The organism is Pedobacter polysacchareus, assembly GCF_019802255.1.
GTDB classification, from domain to species: Bacteria; Bacteroidota; Bacteroidia; order Sphingobacteriales; family Sphingobacteriaceae; genus Pedobacter; species Pedobacter polysacchareus.
This window is the reverse complement of record NZ_JAHYSS010000002.1, coordinates 689,013-707,173: the sequence shown is the minus strand read 5'-3', so window position 1 is coordinate 707,173 and position 18,161 is coordinate 689,013. Positions and strand designations below refer to the sequence as shown.

Here is an 18,161-nt window from a genome sequence, read left to right as displayed (position 1 = left end):
TTTTAAAAGCAGTTATTTTTTAGGGAGATACCTTTCCTGAAGGCCTTCTGTTCGCGCCTTTTCTGTTTGTCAGCTCATCACCAAGATCCACCCTTGCTTCTTCTGCATAAATCTGTATTTGCTTAACAATTTCGGGATAATTCTCCTGAACATCATATTGCTCCCCAGGGTCATGAGAAAGGTTATATAAAGCCATTTTCACCTTTACATCTGGTGCCGGGCCAGGATAACCGCCTTTCCCAGGTAAACTACCAGAATAAGCCCTGGAACTATGTGGAAACACTAATTTCCAGTTTTTATACCGCACTGCTTTCAGGTTATTGACATCATAATAGTAGTAAAAAACTTCCCTCGGACCTTTATTTGATTTACCTGTCAGCACATCGGAAAAGTCCATCCCATCAATTTTAAACGCTGGCAATTTCGCTTTTGTGAGGGCAGCAATCGTAGGCAAAAGATCTATGTTGACCATCAATTGAGAGCTTAGGCTTCCTGCGGGAATGCTTCCAGGCCACCTGATCAGACAAGGAACGCGCGTTCCGCCATCCCAAGCGGTTCCTTTTCCTTCGCGGAAGCCTCCGGAAGAACCTGCATTGTCGCCAAAATTGAGCCATGGCCCATTGTCGCTGGTAATGATCAAAATCGTGTTTTCCGATAATTTATAACGGTCCAGTGTTTTCATAATTTCTCCAATTGACCAATCTAGCTCCATGATCACATCGCCAAAAATGCCCAGTTCACTCTTTCCTCTGAAAGCTTTTGAAGCTGCTAAAGGCACATGAGGCATCGGCTGTGCCAGGTATAAAAAGAAAGGATCTTTCTGATGGTCCGTAATAAACTCGACTGCTTTCTTAGTGAAAGTACCGGTTAACTTCCCTTGATCTTCCAGGTTATCATTATAAGCAACCACCTTTTCACCGTCTAAAATCGGCAGTCTCGGGTATTTCCCTCTGTAGCTTGAGGAATCTAATGGTTTTCCATCGTAACCAACAGGCCACATATCATGCGAATAAGGGAGGCCATAAAAACTATCAAAGCCAAAATAGGTAGGCAAAAATGGTGCTTTTGAGCCTAGGTGCCATTTTCCGAGCATCGCAGTTTTGTATCCTGCTTTTTTCAAGATGGAAGCAATGGTTTCTTCAGATGTATTTAATGCGATTTTTGCTTCCGGACTTAAAGCATGGGCCAGGCTTAACCTGTTTGGGTAACATCCGGTAAGGAGTGCTGCCCTGGAGGGGCTGCATACCGCTTGTGCGGCATTGAAATGTGTGAGGCGCATCCCTTCGGAAGCTGCCCTATTGAAATTTGGTGTTGGAATACCGGTCATCCCATAAGGTTCCGTATCTCCATAACCCATATCATCCATATTAATAATGATCACATTTGGGCGGTCATTTTTCTTTTGCTGGGCATTCGCATTCAGCGAGATGATCAATAAAAATGGGCTGCCCCAAAGGAGCAGCCGGAATAGATTAGATTTTTTCATTTTACCTCCCCATCCATCCACCATCAACAGTCATCACTGTACCGTGCATATAGTTAGACGCTTCGGAAGCCAGGAATACGGTTGGCCCTTTAAAGTCTTCCGCTTCCCCCCATCTTCCTGCAGGAATACGTTCCATAATTGAGCGGCTTCTATCTTGATCTGCCCTTAAAGCAGTGGTATTGTCTGTGGAAATATAACCCGGTGCAATTGCATTCACATTGACCCCTTTGCTGGCCCATTCATTCGCAAAAGCTTTCGTTAACTGTCCAACGGCACCTTTGCTGGCCGCATAACCTGGAACCGTAATCCCACCCTGGAAAGTCAATAAAGAAGCGGTAAAGATTACTTTTCCTGATCCTCTCAAAATCATTTCTTTTCCGATCTCACGGGTCAGGATAAATGGTGCAGTTTGATTCACTGCAATCACTTCATCCCAATATTCATCTGGATGCTCGGCGATTGGTTTTCTCAAAATTGTTCCTGCATTATTCACTAAAATATCAATAACAGGGTGTGCTGCTTTCACTTTTTCAATAAATGCTTTCAGTGAACTGCGGTCATTAAAATCACATTGGTAGGCGCTGAAATTACGGCCCAATGCTTTTACCGATTGCTCCACTGCGGAGTTTTCCAATTCCAAACTGGCGGATACGCCAATGATATCTGCTCCTGCTTCTGCTAATGCTTCTGCCATTGCTTTTCCAATTCCACGTTTACAGCCTGTAACCAGGGCTATTTTACCTTTTAAATTAAATAAATTCAGTACCGACATTTGACGATGTTTTTATAAAATAAGACTTATTGAACGGTTACCTTTAAAGGCTGTTCTAATGATTGTTTAAAATTGTTCAGGTAGGCAAACCAGGCCTCTGCAGTCGTAATTTCTCCTGCTTTATCCCATGCTGCACCATTGTAGTATACTACAGGTTCCCCATTTTTAGCGGTCGTTTCTGCTAGTAACTGCTCCTTGGTCACCCTCATCTGCAGTTTAGGATCTGATAAAATCACACCGATGCCCATCGTGCCATCTTCGCCATGTTTAGGCTCCCAATAGCCCATTACGCCATTTCGCTCGTTTAACAATAAAGCACCAGGTTCTGCTCTTTTGATGATCCCGACTACCACTGGTAAATCACCACCGCCCGGATATTCATAGTTTGCGGCTACCCTATTCAAATGAGAACCTGCATCCAGAGAGATCGTTTTCGTTACTTTCACTAATTTCCCAGCGACATCCCAGTTTTCATAACTCAATTGAAAACTGAAACGCAATGCGCCTTGATCCAATATTTTCCAGGTACGGTAATTTAAAGGATAATAGATTTTATCACCGGAGATCGGGGCAATGTCACCACCACCTAAAGTCAGGCCTACATGGTAATAATCGTTGCCATCACCAAGATCTTCATGGTATTTACCTCTTTTATAACGTTCGTTCAACACCATTCTGGTCACTCTTTTTCCCCATACATCGATGCCATAGGCATTTTCTTTAGGAGTACTTTCCAGTGCTTTTCCGTACATACGGAAAGCTACTTTATCATTTTCCCAGGCAAAATCATCTTTACGCTCAGGAATGTACCTACCGAAAGTTTTTTGTACTGGTTTCTTTGCTTTTCCTGGAACAATCGTCAATTTAACCGTTCCATTTGCCGGCACATCTAATTGTACCAGTAGGTTTTGCGGGCTGGTTAATCCTTTATATTCCAATTGAAAAGGAACTTCTTTTTGCGCTGCATTCAGCACCTTAAAGTTTGCCGTATCTATTGCAGGAAATTTGGAAAGTACATTTTGCCAGGGTATGGCGGTCACTGCAGCGGTTCTTTTCTGCGTGGAAGTGTTCTGAATGCTGATGGTAGCCTTCAAATGCTTCGTTTGCGCGTTAAGCGCAGCGGGTAAGCTGGCGCATACCCATAAAGCCAGGAGAATCTTTTTCATGTTTCATACAGTTTATAGAAACAGGCTGTGGATTTAAGCACAGCCTGTTCTTTTGGTTTTTCTTTTATCTCAATTCAGTAATAGCGCAATGGTCCATATCGCCATAATCCAGGTTTTCACCTGCCATTCCCCAGATGAAGGTATAATTGCTGGTTCCCGCTCCGGAATGCACTGACCAGTTTGGTGAAATAACGGCTTGTTCATTCTGCATCCATATATGTCTGGTTTCCTGAGGCTGGCCCATGAAATGACATACACTTTGTCCTTCCGGCACTTCAAAATAGAAGTAAACTTCCATCCTGCGGTCGTGGGTATGTGCTGGCATCGTATTCCAAACACTACCACTTTTCAATTCTGTCATGCCCATTTGCAGCTGACAAGTAGGCAATACACTGTTTACAATCAGTTTATTGATCACCCTGTGGTTGGCTGTTGCCGGAGAACCCAATTCTACCACTTCTGCTTCCGCTTTAGAAACTTTCTTTGAAGGGTAAGTATGGTGTGCTGGTGCAGAATTGATGTAAAATTTAGCTGGTGCATTCGCATCCGCAGAAGAGAAACTCACTTCTTTTGTGCCTTTTCCCAGGTATAAAGCTTCTTTATATGCCAATTCGTAAGTAATGCCATCGGCAACGATACTGCCCTTACCACCCACGTTGATGATGCCCAGCTCTCTTCTTTCCAGGAAATAATTGGCTTTTAGATTTTCTGGGTTGGACAAAAGCACCGTTTCTTTTACGGGCATTACACCACCGGCAATGTACCTGTCGAAATGAGATAAGGTCAAGTGAATGGCATCTGCTTCAAAAAGCTTTTCCATCAGGAAATGATCACGTAATCCTTGAGTATCTAATTGTTTTCCTTCATTTGGGCTCAGTGCGAACCTACTGTCAAAATATGTTTTCATTGTATTCTTTTTAATAATCAGTTTGATATTGCCTGCTTCAATTTCAGACAGGTTTTATAGTATTTCTTTGTTTTCCTATTCCAAATGATCATGGTCAGTTAAAAAATAGAGTCAAGCCCCTTTCCTATTGATCATCAAGCTTATTTATAAGCGATATGGCTTATAAATACCAGTTTTTATAACGGTGCAGCGCTTCCAGGAAGTAATAATCTGCATACGTTAAAGGCACATCGATTTCCGTTTTATGCGGAATAGAACCTACACTATGCATCAAAAGAAAACCACCATTTTCTCCCAATTTGGCGCGATAAGTATCAGAAGCCAGGGAACGGATCATTTTTTCTGCGGCATCCACATAAGTTTTGCGTTCTTTTTTATTGACATACTGTGCCAGCTCTAATAATGCCGAAGCATTTACAGCTGCTGCAGAAGCATCACGATAAGTATTTGGGATACCTGGTGCATCAAAATCCCAGTAAGGAACCAGGTCTTTCGGCATATTAGGGTGGTTTAGAGTGAATTTAGCAATGTTCCTCGCTTGATCCAGGTAACGTTTATCTTTAGTAAAGCGGTACATCATGGTGTATCCGTACAGTCCCCAGCTCTGGCCTCTGCTCCATGCAGAAGAATCTGCGGCGCCTTGTGCCGTTTGCTTGTGCATCACTTTACCTGTTTTCATGTCATAATCTATCACATGGTAAGAGCTGAAATCCGGACGGAAATGGTTTTTTAAAGTGGTATTCGCATGTGCAATCGCCACTTCTTTAAATTTTTTATCCCCACCATGGTCTGATACCCAGCTTAACAATTCCAGGTTCATCATGTTGTCGATAATTACTGGCCCGCCCCATTTTTTGCTGGAATTCCAGGACTGAATTACTTTTGCCTCAGGGTGATATCTCGTAGTCAGGGAAGCCGCTGAAGTGTCTATCGTTGCTTTGTAACTAGGGTTTTTAGTGATGCGGTAAGCATTACCAAAGCTGCAATACATCATAAAACCAAGGTCATGGTTTCCGGTGTAGTGCTTTTCTTTTTCCAGGATACCTAGTCTGGCAGTAGCTTCAGCAAGGATTTCAGGATCTTTGGTATACTCATAGATATAAAATAAGGTACCTGGATAAAAGCCACTGCACCACCATTTGGTATCACTGGTTTGTACCTTGTTTTTTTCGGCATTGTAAGTTTGAGGCATTACCTCTGCCGGAACATTTTTGCTGAGCACTTTATACTGCTGATCGGCAAATTTAAACTGATCATCAATTAACTGGCGCATTCCCTCTTTTGCCGGAGCATTCTGAGCGAACAGCGCCATACTGTTTATCATTAAAAGACTTAAAAAAACTACGAGCTTCCGCATAATCTACTGGTTTAGTTCAAAATTTATATTTAATATATTAGGTTGCTTTTATTGGCCGTACTACTGTTATTTATCGGTTCTTTACTAAGAAGACATCCTTCTGATCAAATCCACAGGAATCACATAAGGCTTTTTCTCCAGCTCTAATCGCTGATCTCCATTTTTCAATTGATCAATTAATACCTCTACTATTTTTTGTCCAACCTTCGCAGGATACTGTTCTATCGTAGATAAAGCTGGAGTAATGATCGAGGTTCTAGGATCATTTGAATACCCGATAATCTTCAGGTCCTGGGGTACGCGAATTCCATTTTCCTTCGCATATTCCAACGCTGCAATCGCTGTTACGTCATTTGCAGTAAATAAAGCATCTGGAACTACCGCTCCTGAAAATAGTTTGGCCATCGCTTCTTTAGCGTTCTCATGGGTAAGTTCCTGATGAAAAACCCATTCTTCACGCACTGGCAGCTGATGTTGTTCCATTGCTTTGAGGAAACCTGCGGTACGATCCTGGTAAAGATTAGAAATTAATTTTCCGGAAATATGAGCAATACGCTCACTTCCGGTTTCTATCAAATGAGAAGTGGCCAGGTATCCCCCGCGAAAATCATCTCCTTTAATATAGGTTGCCGGATAGGAATTGAGAGGCACGCGATCGTAGAAAATCACGGGAATCCCACTGTTCACCAGTTTATCAAAATGAGTGAAATCTGTCGCTTGTAAGGTACAGGCAACGATCATTGCATCCACTCTGGAGGCATACAGGATATCTGCAAGTTCTTCTTCCATGCTCAGCAAGTCGTTAGACTGGCAAATGATCAGGTTATAGCCGTGTTTATGCAATGCGTTTTGAATGGTAGTGATCACTTCGGCATGAAAAAACATGGAAATTCGGGGTACAATGAGTCCAACGGTATGCGTTTTATTACTCCTCAATCCCGAAGCCATCTGGTTCCTTCTATAGCCCAGCTGCGCGGCCATTTTCAATACATCGCTTTTCGTTTTCTCCTTTACATGGGGGTGATTATTCAGCGCCCTTGAAATCGTTGCCGGAGAAAGTTTCAACGCTTCCGCGATGTCAAGAATGGTATTTTGCTGCGGTTTTTTATCCTTATTCATCTATAAAACTGAATTTTCAGTAAATTAAACTTAGGCAAGCTAGTCATTTCTTCTATAAAATGAAAACGTTTTCATAAAATTACAGAAAGTGGTTCTCCTCCGTGATTTTGGCAATATATTAAGCGTAATTACCGATAGCACCCTAAATTCCATCAAAAGCGATAACTTCCGGCTTTCTTAGCTTAAATTCTCTGTTATGACCGTTGGCCTTTTCATTCCCTGCTACATTGACCAGTTTTATCCAAATGCAGCAATTGCCACTTTAAAACTCCTTCAAAAGTTAGGTGTTAAAGTCAGCTATCCTTTGCAGCAAACCTGCTGTGGACAGCCGATGGCAAATTCAGGATTTGAACACCTGACAACTGGCTGCAACGAACTTTTCATTGATAACTTTGCAGCGTTCGACTATATCGTTTCTCCTTCCGGAAGCTGCGTTTTACATATAAAAGACCATTTACATAGCGATGGACAGGCGGAAAAGGCAAGCAGTGTTCGTAAAAAAGTATATGAGCTCACGGAATTCCTGACTGATATCCTAAAAGTAGAAAAGCTAACCGCACGTTTCCCGCACAAAGTAGGTATGCATCAAAGCTGCCATGGACAAAGGGGCTTGATGATGTCACAAATGACAGAATTAGTTGCTCCTCCATTTTCGAAACCCCGACAATTGCTAAACATGGTGAAAGACCTGGAACTGGTAGAATTGAGCCGTCCAGACGAATGCTGTGGATTTGGCGGAACTTTCTGCGTAGCAGAGGAAGCTGTATCTGTCAAAATGGGCAAAGACCGTGTAGCAGACCACCTCAACCATGGTGCCCAGTACATCACGGCAGCAGACATGTCTTGTTTGATGCATATGGAAGGTATTTTACGCCGCCAGAACAGCCAGGTAAAAGTGCTGCACATTGCAGAAATCCTAAATGCAGAAGAAGTATAATCCGGTAAATTTTAACGCAGATTTAAGAAATGATTAAAGGAAACAAGGACCACGCCGCATTAGCTGATATTTTCAATCAGGATGAAGCCCGTGTAGACTGGCATGATGAGACCTTATGGTTTGTACGTGCGAAGCGTGATAAAGCAGCAAATACCCTTTCTGAATGGGAAGCGCTGAGAGAGAACGCGTCTCAGATTAAGGACAATGTATTGTCTAACCTCCACGATTACCTTTCCGAATTTGAAAGTAACGCACAAAAGAACGGTGTGATCGTGCATTGGGCTGCCGATGCGGCGGAGCACAATCAAATTGTCCTTTCTATATTAAAAGCAAAAGAAATCAGCAGAATGGTAAAAAGTAAGTCTATGCTGACTGAAGAATGCCATCTGAATGAATATTTACATCAAAACGGAGTGGAGGTGATTGATACCGACCTTGGCGAGCGCATTGTCCAGCTGGCCGAAGAACCGCCAAGCCATATTGTATTGCCTTGTATCCACAAGAAAAAAGAAGAAATCGGGGAATTGTTCCATGAACATTTAGGAACTCCTAAAGGCGCTTCCGACCCGCAATTACTGACCGCAGCGGCCAGGGTACACCTTCGGGAGAAGTTCCTTACCAGAAGAGCGGCCATCACCGGTGTCAATTTCGCCATTGCGGAAACCGGCGAATTTGTAGTCTGTACCAATGAAGGCAATGCCGATATGGGCGCACACCTTTCTGAAGTCCATATTGCCTGTATGGGGATTGAAAAGATCATCCCAAAAAGGGCAAATCTGAGCGTCTTTTTAAGGCTTTTAGCCAGAAGTGCTACCGGCCAGCCGATTACCACCTATTCCAGTCATTTCCGAACACCTAGAAAAGGACAGGAAATGCACCTGATTCTGGTAGATAACGGGCGTACCCAGCAGCTGGGAAGAGCAGATTTTCGCAACTCTCTAAAGTGTATCCGCTGTGGTGCCTGTATGAATACTTGTCCGGTGTACCGCAGAAGTGGCGGCCATAGTTATCATACGGCTATTGCTGGCCCAATAGGTGCGATTTTAGCGCCTAACCTGAACATGAAACAGTATGCAGATTTACCTTTTGCCTCTACCTTGTGCGGCTCCTGCACCAATGTATGTCCGGTGAAAATCAACATTCATGAACAGCTTTACAAATGGAGGCAAGTCATCGTAAAGGAAGGCTATGCAGCTCCTAAAAAGACCATGGCCATGAAGGCGATGGAATTTACCCTTTCCCATCCATCCGTGTATAGAAATGCTGGAAAATCGGGTCGTTGGGTGATGAAAAACATGCCTTTTTTAGTGAATAATAAGTTAAATGCCTGGTATACGCAGCGTGATATGCCGGCACCGCCCCAACAGTCTTTTCGTGAATGGTATAAAAAGAACAACAATGAGTAGCAGAGCACAGATCCTTGCACGCGTTAAAGAAAGCCAGCCTGCTTTAACCGTTTTACCTCCAGATTTAACGGGTTTAGTTCAGTACCCCGATCCTCTGGCCATGTTTGGCAGCGTATTAGATGGAATTGGTGGGATGATGTATCCTGTTCAAGACTATGAGGAACTGATTGGCTTGATTAAAACACAGTTTAGCGGCCTACCAAGAGTAATATCCACTATTCCTGAGTTGGCTGAACTGACTGAAAAAAACTGGCAGGACCTTCCTCCTCACAGTTATGAGGACGTAGATGTGGCCATTATTAAAGCCCATTTTGGGGTAGCAGAAAATGCAGCACTTTGGGTAACAGAATCGCTTATGGGACAACGGGTGATCCCTTTTATTTGCCAGCAGCTCGTTGTAGTGGTTCACAAAAAAGATATTTTATCCAATATGCAGGAAGCTTATCAGCAAATTTCAAATGCCCATTATGGCTTTGGTGCTTTCATCGCCGGTCCTTCAAAAACCGCCGATATTGAGCAGTCATTGGTACTTGGTGCCCATGGTCCAAAAAACATGACCGTATTTGTTATGGCATAACCTATTCCTATTGGATTTTTGAAGGAGCATCAACTGGCAGGGTGAAAAAGAACCTACTTCCTTTGCCAGGCTCACTTTCCAGTCCGATTTCTCCATTATGGCGTGCGATAATATCAGCGCAGAGGTACAATCCGATCCCAAAACCTGAGGCATTTTTCACTTGGAAATCATCAATTCTATAGAATCGGTCAAAGATTTTATGCAGGTGATTATTATCGATTCCAATACCATGGTCTTCCACGGAAACCAATACTTCTTCATTTTGCAGTAACGCAGTTACGATGACCTCCCCTCCTTTCGGCGAATATTTAATGGCATTGCTTACCAGATTATCAATCACCTGTGTTATTTTATGTTTATCGGCATAAATCATGGGCAATGTTATTGCATCAAATACAATAGGATGGTTTTTTTCCTGAAATAAGTAATCGTTGATCACTTCTTTAATCAGTTCATTGACATCGAACAATTCTTTTGTCAGCTCGGTCTTATTGGTTTCAATCTTTGATAAGTCCAGGAAGCTATAGATCAGTTTAGTCATTTTATTGATCTGCCCTTCAATTCTCACACCTACACTTTTTACAAATCCGGGGTCGGTAGCAGCCTTACTGGATTTCAACAATTGTGCGTAAGCTTTTAAAGAGGTTAAAGGTGTTTTGAGCTCATGGCTGGCAATGGCAATAAAGTCGTTTTTCTGCAGTTCTTCCTGTTTGCTTTCTGTGATGTCCATCACCGTCCCTAGCATCCTCACCGGTATGCCCTGGTCATTAAAAATCACCTTCCCGATCACTTTGATCCAATAAATAATGTGATCTGGCCTGGCTATTCTGGCCTGATAATTATATTTTCCGGAAAGCAATGCATTTTCAAAAGCCTGCTCCACGATCATTTTATCCTCAGGATGAATGATTGCCCGAAGCTCAGTAAAACTAAGATCGGTTTTCCCTGGCATCCCGAATAAATCTGCCAGACTCGGAGAATAAATGATCTCTTTAGTTTGGAGATCCAGGTCCCAGCTCGCAATCCCTGTAGCTTCTGAAGCCAGGCGAAGTCGCTCTTCCGCATTTTCAATTGTTTTCCTGGCGAGTACCTTTCCTGTCACATTATTAACCACGGATAACAAACCGGTGACTTCCTGTCCTTTCCCAAAAACCGGTTCCAGGTTCAGGTCAAAATAGAAAATCTCCAATACGCCATCACGCTCAAATTTAACTGGCGATTCCCTGACCTGGTAAGACTCAGCACTGGAAATGACACGTTCAAAAATTTCCTGGTAACCGAAATCCAGCATAGAAGGCAGCAACTCAAAAATAGACTGCCCCATCACTTCTAAAGGCCCTCCTTTCCCCCACATCTTACAAATTGCCTCATTGGCATATTCTATCACAAAATGATCTTTCGTATAAAGTGCCATACCAATCGGCGCTTTCATAAACATCTTATGTAAACGCTCCCGCTGTTCTTCCAGCAGTTTTTCTGCGGAGTTGCTGGCCATTTCTTTCAGCATGACCTGTGCCGTTACATTGGCCGTTGTATTGATGATGTAAGCTACATTGCCATCCCCATCCAGTACTGGCTGATTGGAATTCGACCAATATAAAGGCTCCATTTTACCGGTTTCACTGGAATACACATCATATATATAAATTGGAAGATCTACTCTTTTCTTGATCAGCAACATCTCTTCCAACGCTTTAAAAGCAAGTACTCTGCTGTGATTATTTTTTGCCTTCGCCGGAAAAACATCAAAGAATTTTTGACCTAATAAGGCTTTACGGGGTTTTAAAACAAGGTCTACAAATTGATCGCTTACCGCTAAAATGGTAAAATCAGGAGCGTTTGCTTTGAAAACCACCGACTGTGAAGATACTTTAAAGAAGTTTTGAAAATCTGTCCCTGTGTAGAAACAATCGCCAGAATCAATAGTAAGCGCATTGTTCATATCTATCTAAATTTAATCAAGGATTTACCATTAATGAACATAAAGCTTTTAAATTATTTTGATAACGTAAAACCCGGAGATTAAGTTTTAAAAATTACACTCAAAAACAGAGTATTACAAGATGAAACGGTTAACAATATCATAACGTAAAATATAAAGCCTGCTTATATCCAGCGGATACCTTTGAGGAAATCTATCACCAACGAACGCTTGATATGAATAAAAAATTACTATTTGGTTTATTGTTAGTTGCAGCCCTGGGCTGTAAAAAAGCGGATACCGCAACAGAAGAAATACCCGAACTGATCGTTAATGAAGATGCCGGTACTTTTGCCGAAATCGGTAGTTATACTGTCGGAGGAGCAGGAGCGGCAGAAATTACGGCTTTCGATCCGAGCACCAATCGCTTGTTTGTAGTGAACAATACTGAGGGCAACAATAGAATTGAAGTCATCGATTTTAAAGATCCTACTGCCATGAAAAGCATTGGTAGCATTCCTGTGGCCGCTTATGGCGGATTGGTAAACAGTGTGAGTGTGCATGACGGAAAGCTTGCCGCAGCGATAGAATCTACCAATAAACAGGAAAATGGGAAAGTTGTCGTTTTCAAAACCAGCGACTATACAGAGATTAAGGTGGTCAGCGTTGGTGCTTTACCAGATATGGTGACCTTCACACCCGATGGCAAATACATTTTAACTGCCAATGAAGGAGAACCTAATGATGCCTATACCATCGACCCGGCAGGTACAGTTTCGATCATCTCAGTGGCTAATAATTATGCCGTAAACACCATTGACTTCTCTGCATTTACCGGTCAGAAGGCCGCATTAATGAGTAAAGGTTTCCGCGTATTTGGACCTGGGAATGATTTCCTGAAAGGGATTGAACCGGAATACATCACCGTTTCTGAAGATTCAAAAACAGCCTGGGTGACCTTACAGGAAAATAATGCCATTGCCAAAATCAATATTGACAGCAAGACGATTACCGATATTTTCCCTTTAGGTTTTAAAGATTATAACCTGGATGGTAATGAAATTGATCCCAGCGATAAAGACAATGCTACCGTTTTGGGAAAATGGAAAGTGAAAGGCATGTACCTTCCTGATGCCATTGGCCTCGTAGAATCTGGAGGAATACCTTACCTGTTTACCGCTAATGAAGGCGATGCCAGAGAGTATGGCGGCTTTTCTGAGATACAGCGAATCAAAGACAAAAGCATTGTTTTAGATCCGACAGCCTTTCCTAACGCCAGTTTGCTGAAAAAAGATGAGCAGCTAGGCAGGTTAAATATCACGACCACCTTAGGCGATACCGATGGGGATGGCGATTATGACGAACTGTATTCTTTTGGCGCCAGATCTTTCAGCGCATGGAATGGTAACAGCGGAGTGCAGGTGTACGACAGTAAAAATGAACTGGACGTAAAAACCATTGCAGCAGGTTTTTATGACGAAACCAGAAGTGACGATAAAAGTGTGGAGCCGGAAGGCATTGCAATTGGCAGTGTGGGCAGCAAGAAAATCGCATTTGTGGGGATGGAAAGAGCGGATGCAGTGGCAGTATATGATGTGAGCAGTCCTTCAAAACCTGTCTTTCTTCAACTGCTAAAAACCGGGGATGCACCTGAAGGTGTACTTTTCATTGCCGCTAAAAATAGCCCGACCAAAAAAAGCCTGTTGCTGCTGAGCAGTGAAGGCGATGGACAAATCAAAGTATATTCCCCTAAAACTTTATAATTTCCTAATGCTAATTCTCGACGGGGTAGTGGATCAATTTACAGATGACTATCCCGTTTTTTTTACCCTAATACTTTTTTATTGGGCTCACGAAGTAAAAACCAGTGGATCATCTCCTCTTTGACAAACTTCTGGTAGAATCCCAGATTGGTCAGTGTTTTTGTAGAGCCTTCATTGACGTGCTTGCATAACGCAGTAATCATTTTTACTTCAGGTTGTTTAAAAGCCCATTTGATCAGTGCTTCGGCAGCTTCAGCAGCATAGCCTTTACGCCTTTCAGCAGCTACAATGGCGTAACCAAGGTCTACGATTCCATCCGCATTCGGAAGTCCTTTAAATCCAGCATCACCAATCAACGATTTACTGCTTTTATCAATAATCATCCAGGATTCAAAACCAGAAGGTTCCGATACTTTTTCCAGATTTTCGATGATTCTTGGTAAACATTCCAACAGCTCTTCATCCGGCCAGCCTGCTCCAGGTTTTATCCCAAGAGACAATAAGGAAGTAAATTGACCATCCATGATCTCTCTGGCCATTTGAAGTGTAAACGGAAGTAAATAAAGACGTTGCGTAGTTATCTTTTTTGATTTCATGATCATACAAAGACCAATAATAAGAATATTTTAGTCTTTAAACTATACTCTTAACAATTATTTATAAATAAATTCAAAGCTTTTATAATTCTAAAGTATTGAGCAATTTTGGAAACGCTGAGACCTAAGCTTTAGGTAAAGGATATTATTTTATATCAACATGAAGATTTTTGTAGAAACCGACCGTATTATTTTAAGAACACTTACCCTGGCAGATGCGCCTTTGATGTTCAAGATGGATTCCGATCCGGAAGTGCACAAGTATCTGGGCAATAAACCTTTTAAAGACATCAGTGAGTCGGAAGACAATATTCGTTTCATCAGGGAACAATATGTAACCAATGGCATTGGCCGGTGGGCAGTTGTTGACAAGGAAAGTAAGGAATTTGTAGGTTGGGGAGGTTTGAAATTGATCACCAGTCCGATAAATGACCGCAACCATTTTTATGAGGTGGGCTACCGCTTTTTAAAGGAACACTGGGGCAAGGGTTATGCAACCGAATCAGCTAAAGCATCCTTAAAATACGCATTTGAAGAAATGAATCTGGAAACGGTCTATGCAATGGCACATGCTGAGAATGCAGGATCGCGCCATGCTTTACAAAAATCAGGATTAAAAATCACTGGTCATTTCGACCATGAAGGAATAAAATGTGACTGGTTTGAAATCAGTAAAGCCGATTGGTTAAGCCAATAAGTAATTCACAGACTTATCCTTAATAAAAAAAATTGATACAAAAAAAGCAGCCCGGCAATTTTGATTGCCGGGCTGCTTTATGATTCATATTTTAGGAATATATTAAGCAACTACCACCCTATTCCATTCCGGATGCCGTTTGAGATAGGCGGCAACCATCAGACACAGCGGGATCAATTTATAACCATGGTCTTCTATATAAGCCAAAGTCTTTTCAATTATTGCTGTAGCAGCGCCTTTACCCTGTAGCGCTTCAGGGGATTCTGTATGGATTAACCAGATCTTCTTATCGCGTTCTTTATACTCGATAAATGCAGTATACTCCCCTACTTTCAGTTCAAAACGGTTTGCTTCCGGGTTTTTAACCAGGGGAAGACTTACATATTCCTCATTCATAACCTTAAAATTTTGATTAATCAGCCAATTCTCCGAATTTACCCATATTGAAATCCACAATCGCCTGACTGATTTCTTCATCTGTATTCATTACAAATGGGCCATAGCTCACGATTGGTTCATTCAAAGGCGCTCCACTCATCAGTAAGATCACACTGTCTTGATTGGCTTTCAGCTGAATTTCTTCTCCTTCATTTCCAAACAATACAAAATTATGTTCTCCTACACGTTCTCCATTTACTTCTACACTACCATTTACCACTAATAAAGCAGTATTATGAGCAGCGGAAACCTGGGTACTTACCGTTCCACCTGCTTTCAGTTTTATATCAAACAGATTTACCGGACTATAAGTTTGAGCAGGCCCTGCGATTCCGTTAAAGTTTCCCGCGATCACATTGACTACACCTGCAGCATCCGGCAATTCCAGTTTCCCCATTCCCGCAGCAGTTAACTCCTGATAATGCGGAGCTACAGATTTATCTTTTTTAGGAAGATTTACCCATAACTGTACCATTTCAAAAGGACCGCCCCTTTTAGAAAATGCTTCTTCATGGTACTCTTTATGTAAAATACCGTTACCAGCAGTCATCCATTGCACATCACCAGAATTGATTATGCCATGACTACCTGTACTGTCGTGATGCGCTACCGTTCCTTTATAAGCAATCGTTACCGTTTCAAAACCTTTATGTGGATGGACGCCAACACCTCTTACGTGGCTTGAAGGGCCAAAATCATATTCAGGATTAAAATCCAGGAGTAAAAATGGGCTGATTCTCTCCTGAGGGATACCTGCTCCCGGGATATAATTAAATACCCTAAACCCATCACCAACCATGTGTGGTCTGCCAGAATTTGTCACGATTTTTTCAATTACCTTTTTCATTATCTTCTCCTTTTTTATACCATATTTATTCCGCTGTGAGATTTAAATTGAGCTCATTACTGAACTAAATCAAAGTATGATCCTGAGCGAATAATTATGATATACAAAGATAACCTGGCTTTTACGCCTGTGCATTGATGTAGGATAAGAATTAGCTATTTCAATCCAGGGATTGATGGTCAGCATTTTTCATAATTGATCTGATGACCTTATCTAATTCATCGGAAGATGATTTTAAATGGGCGATATATTCTTTTAAAACCTGATCTGAAGAATAGCCTTGCAGCAGCTCTACTAAGCCCATAATCCGGGCTAAAGGTGCTCTGATTTCATGGGCCTGGATCCAGGCAATTTTTCTTAACTGGCTATTTTGTGCTTCTATTGCTTTGGTATGGTTGATCCTTTCTGTGATATCCTGCATGGAACCGATCATACGTGTGGGTTTCCCTTTGGTATCAAATACTACAAAAGAGCGGTCCAATACTGATTTATAGATGCCATCCGCACAGCGAAAACGATACTCCAGTTTTAACCTGGTCTTTTTATTGGTTGTGAGCAATTTAAACTCCCGCAATACCATCGTGAGGTCTTCCGGATGGATGCGTTCCAGAAACCAATTCCGGTTATTCTCAGTCTGATCATAGCCAAAAACTTCTTTTAAACCTTTATTCCAAAGGATACCTTCGGTTTCCATATTCCAATCCCAGATCACATCACTGGTGGCTTTAGAGACAATATTGTAGCGCCCGATACTCTCTGCAATTTTTCTTTTGTTCTCTATGTCTTCGGTAATATCTCTTGAATTGCAGACAAGCCCCTGCACCGCCGGGTCGTCCATCATGTTGGTAATAATGGTTTCTATCCAGCGGTAATCCCCTTGTTTATTTTTAAAGCGAAAGGAATGTAAATGTATCTGTTTATGTTCTTTTATCCGATCGAAACTGCGTTGCGTTTCCTGACGGTCGTCCGGATGAATAAAATCAAAAAGACGTTTCCCTAACAATTGCTCGGGATCAACACCTAAAATCGCCATAGCGGCTGGACTTACATATTTATACACTGCTTTGGCATCTAATATGGTGATCAGGTCCGACCCATTCTGTACCATGGCTTTAAACCTTTGTTCGCTTCTTGACAAATCATATTCAGCTCTAATTTGTTCCGTACGGTCGATTACCAATGCCAAACAAGCGGCCACGTCATTAAATTGAACCTCATTACTTTCTACAGTTACATAGACCAAATCCCCATTTTTTTTACAATGGCGGGTGATCGACTGGCCAATATCCCCCATATTAAGCGCTTTAATGACCTCCTCCTGCTGTACATCCCAATCTTCCAATGGGCGGACGTCCCCTATGTTCATTTTTAAAAACTGATGACGTGTGTAGCCATAAAACTTTATTGCAGCCTCATTCACATCCAAAAAAGCGAGTGTTTCCTTGTCATATACCCATTGAGGAAGTGGGCTGAGGTTAAATAAGTCGATATACCGCTGTTTTTCCTTCTCTAGCTGCTCTGTCGCATTTACATGAGCTGTAATGTCTTTAAAATAAACAGACAAACCTTCACCGGAAGGAAAAGCAGCTACCTCAAACCACAATTGATGTGGTTCAAAATATTCCTGGAAACGTACGGCGGTATTTTCTGCAACTGCACGATGGTATTCTTTGTAAAATTTAAGTGGAATGGCATCACTGTATACTTCCCATAGATTTTTGCCTATGATGTTTTTTCTAGGCATCATCAGTATCCGTTCCGCTTCTTTATTCCAATAAATAACAGTCCAATCGCTGTCTACTTCAAAGAATGCATCTGTAAAGCTTTCCAGGATGTTGGAAATTCTTTTCTGATAGGCTTTGAGTTGCTTTTCAAAAGTGACGTCTGAATTTGGAGCCTTAACACTTTTCATCTTGATTTATCTTAATCAATTTTGGAATATACTTGCTGCCATGCGAAGAAGGTGATTATTGCTAAACCCTTCCATATTTTACAAGCTTCAAATACATGCAAGTAAACACATTAAAATCTATCAAAATTTATTGGAATAAGGCAAGAATCCAATAATTCATACCGTAAACTTCTCTGCTGCATTTGAATTTGTCAATACAACCAAATTAATCTACACATTGTTTGTAGGAATTTTAGAAAAGTCTTTTACAGCACAATGGC

16 protein-coding genes are annotated in these 18,161 nt (G+C 41.8%); 5 read left to right on the top strand and 11 right to left on the bottom strand.

Annotation, left to right across the window (positions count from 1 at the left end; all coding sequences use genetic code 11):
* Positions 1-19 precede the first annotated feature (19 nt).
* From K7X70_RS06945 to K7X70_RS06920, 6 genes are all read right to left on the bottom strand, one after another.
* Positions 20-1,486 (bottom strand): sulfatase family protein, encoded by a 1,467-nt coding sequence (locus K7X70_RS06945; protein ID WP_222536357.1) that lies wholly within the window; start codon positions 1,484-1,486, stop codon positions 20-22.
* 1 nt (position 1,487) lies between these two features.
* Positions 1,488-2,258: an SDR family NAD(P)-dependent oxidoreductase gene (locus K7X70_RS06940; RefSeq protein WP_222536356.1), complete on the bottom strand. Its 771-nt coding sequence runs from the start codon at positions 2,256-2,258 to the stop codon at positions 1,488-1,490.
* Positions 2,259-2,284: 26 nt separating this feature from the next.
* Positions 2,285-3,424, bottom strand: a complete 1,140-nt coding sequence (locus K7X70_RS06935; protein WP_222536355.1) for a BT3233 family polysaccharide utilization protein — start codon at positions 3,422-3,424, stop codon at positions 2,285-2,287.
* A 64-nt stretch (positions 3,425-3,488) separates the two neighbouring features.
* The gene (gene kduI / locus K7X70_RS06930) at positions 3,489-4,331 is read right to left on the bottom strand and encodes a 5-dehydro-4-deoxy-D-glucuronate isomerase (RefSeq protein ID WP_222536354.1); all 843 of its coding nucleotides are present in this window, start codon (positions 4,329-4,331) and stop codon (positions 3,489-3,491) included.
* A gap of 160 nt (positions 4,332-4,491) precedes the next feature.
* Positions 4,492-5,688, bottom strand: coding sequence for a glycoside hydrolase family 88 protein (locus tag K7X70_RS06925; RefSeq protein WP_222536353.1), 1,197 nt, complete (start codon positions 5,686-5,688; stop codon positions 4,492-4,494).
* A gap of 84 nt (positions 5,689-5,772) precedes the next feature.
* On the bottom strand, positions 5,773-6,807 hold the full coding sequence (locus K7X70_RS06920) for a LacI family DNA-binding transcriptional regulator (RefSeq protein WP_222536352.1): 1,035 nt from the start codon (positions 6,805-6,807) through the stop codon (positions 5,773-5,775).
* A gap of 196 nt (positions 6,808-7,003) precedes the next feature.
* Between K7X70_RS06920 and K7X70_RS06915 the strand changes: the two genes are divergently transcribed.
* The 3 genes from K7X70_RS06915 to K7X70_RS06905 are packed head-to-tail and all read left to right on the top strand — an operon-like array spanning position 7,004 to position 9,727.
* Entirely contained in the window at positions 7,004-7,744 is a 741-nt protein-coding gene (locus tag K7X70_RS06915) for a (Fe-S)-binding protein (protein WP_222536351.1), read from the top strand.
* Positions 7,745-7,773: 29 nt separating this feature from the next.
* Entirely contained in the window at positions 7,774-9,150 is a 1,377-nt protein-coding gene (locus K7X70_RS06910; protein WP_222536350.1) for a LutB/LldF family L-lactate oxidation iron-sulfur protein, read from the top strand.
* Entirely contained in the window at positions 9,143-9,727 is a 585-nt protein-coding gene (locus K7X70_RS06905) for a LutC/YkgG family protein (RefSeq protein ID WP_222536349.1), read from the top strand. Before K7X70_RS06910 ends, K7X70_RS06905 begins: the two co-directional genes overlap by 8 nt.
* 7 nt (positions 9,728-9,734) lie before the next feature.
* Here K7X70_RS06905 and K7X70_RS06900 read toward each other — a convergent pair whose 3' ends face one another.
* Entirely contained in the window at positions 9,735-11,669 is a 1,935-nt protein-coding gene (locus K7X70_RS06900; RefSeq protein WP_222536348.1) for an ATP-binding protein, read from the bottom strand.
* A 215-nt stretch (positions 11,670-11,884) separates the two neighbouring features.
* On the opposite strand from K7X70_RS06900, the gene K7X70_RS06895 reads away from it, so the two are divergent.
* Positions 11,885-13,411 (top strand): choice-of-anchor I family protein, encoded by a 1,527-nt coding sequence (locus tag K7X70_RS06895; protein WP_222536347.1) that lies wholly within the window; start codon positions 11,885-11,887, stop codon positions 13,409-13,411.
* A gap of 62 nt (positions 13,412-13,473) precedes the next feature.
* Here the strand turns inward: K7X70_RS06895 and K7X70_RS06890 are convergent, their stop codons facing one another.
* Positions 13,474-14,013 carry a GNAT family N-acetyltransferase gene (locus tag K7X70_RS06890; RefSeq protein ID WP_222536346.1) on the bottom strand — a complete coding sequence of 180 codons (540 nt, stop codon included), beginning with the start codon at positions 14,011-14,013 and terminating at the stop codon, positions 13,474-13,476.
* 154 nt (positions 14,014-14,167) lie between these two features.
* Between K7X70_RS06890 and K7X70_RS06885 the strand changes: the two genes are divergently transcribed.
* On the top strand, positions 14,168-14,704 hold the full coding sequence (locus K7X70_RS06885; RefSeq protein ID WP_222536345.1) for a GNAT family N-acetyltransferase: 537 nt from the start codon (positions 14,168-14,170) through the stop codon (positions 14,702-14,704).
* A 102-nt stretch (positions 14,705-14,806) separates the two neighbouring features.
* Here the strand turns inward: K7X70_RS06885 and K7X70_RS06880 are convergent, their stop codons facing one another.
* From K7X70_RS06880 to K7X70_RS06870, 3 genes are all read right to left on the bottom strand, one after another.
* Positions 14,807-15,100 carry a GNAT family N-acetyltransferase gene (locus tag K7X70_RS06880; protein ID WP_222536344.1) on the bottom strand — a complete coding sequence of 98 codons (294 nt, stop codon included), beginning with the start codon at positions 15,098-15,100 and terminating at the stop codon, positions 14,807-14,809.
* A gap of 16 nt (positions 15,101-15,116) precedes the next feature.
* A complete protein-coding gene (locus K7X70_RS06875) occupies positions 15,117-15,989 on the bottom strand; it encodes a pirin family protein (RefSeq protein ID WP_222536343.1) in 873 nt (290 codons plus the stop codon).
* 160 nt (positions 15,990-16,149) lie between these two features.
* Entirely contained in the window at positions 16,150-17,901 is a 1,752-nt protein-coding gene (locus K7X70_RS06870) for a PAS domain S-box protein (protein ID WP_222536342.1), read from the bottom strand.
* Positions 17,902-18,161: the final 260 nt, after the last annotated feature.

Coding starts and splice junctions, on each gene's coding strand:
- K7X70_RS06945 (WP_222536357.1), bottom strand. CDS start 1,486: ATGAAAAAATCTAATCTATTCCGGCTGCTCCTTTGGGGCAGCCCATTT.
- K7X70_RS06940 (WP_222536356.1), bottom strand. CDS start 2,258: ATGTCGGTACTGAATTTATTTAATTTAAAAGGTAAAATAGCCCTGGTT.
- K7X70_RS06935 (WP_222536355.1), bottom strand. CDS start 3,424: ATGAAAAAGATTCTCCTGGCTTTATGGGTATGCGCCAGCTTACCCGCT.
- kduI (WP_222536354.1), bottom strand. CDS start 4,331: ATGAAAACATATTTTGACAGTAGGTTCGCACTGAGCCCAAATGAAGGA.
- K7X70_RS06925 (WP_222536353.1), bottom strand. CDS start 5,688: ATGCGGAAGCTCGTAGTTTTTTTAAGTCTTTTAATGATAAACAGTATG.
- K7X70_RS06920 (WP_222536352.1), bottom strand. CDS start 6,807: ATGAATAAGGATAAAAAACCGCAGCAAAATACCATTCTTGACATCGCG.
- K7X70_RS06915 (WP_222536351.1), top strand. CDS start 7,004: ATGACCGTTGGCCTTTTCATTCCCTGCTACATTGACCAGTTTTATCCA.
- K7X70_RS06910 (WP_222536350.1), top strand. CDS start 7,774: ATGATTAAAGGAAACAAGGACCACGCCGCATTAGCTGATATTTTCAAT.
- K7X70_RS06905 (WP_222536349.1), top strand. CDS start 9,143: ATGAGTAGCAGAGCACAGATCCTTGCACGCGTTAAAGAAAGCCAGCCT.
- K7X70_RS06900 (WP_222536348.1), bottom strand. CDS start 11,669: ATGAACAATGCGCTTACTATTGATTCTGGCGATTGTTTCTACACAGGG.
- K7X70_RS06895 (WP_222536347.1), top strand. CDS start 11,885: ATGAATAAAAAATTACTATTTGGTTTATTGTTAGTTGCAGCCCTGGGC.
- K7X70_RS06890 (WP_222536346.1), bottom strand. CDS start 14,013: ATGATCATGAAATCAAAAAAGATAACTACGCAACGTCTTTATTTACTT.
- K7X70_RS06885 (WP_222536345.1), top strand. CDS start 14,168: ATGAAGATTTTTGTAGAAACCGACCGTATTATTTTAAGAACACTTACC.
- K7X70_RS06880 (WP_222536344.1), bottom strand. CDS start 15,100: ATGAATGAGGAATATGTAAGTCTTCCCCTGGTTAAAAACCCGGAAGCA.
- K7X70_RS06875 (WP_222536343.1), bottom strand. CDS start 15,989: ATGAAAAAGGTAATTGAAAAAATCGTGACAAATTCTGGCAGACCACAC.
- K7X70_RS06870 (WP_222536342.1), bottom strand. CDS start 17,901: ATGAAAAGTGTTAAGGCTCCAAATTCAGACGTCACTTTTGAAAAGCAA.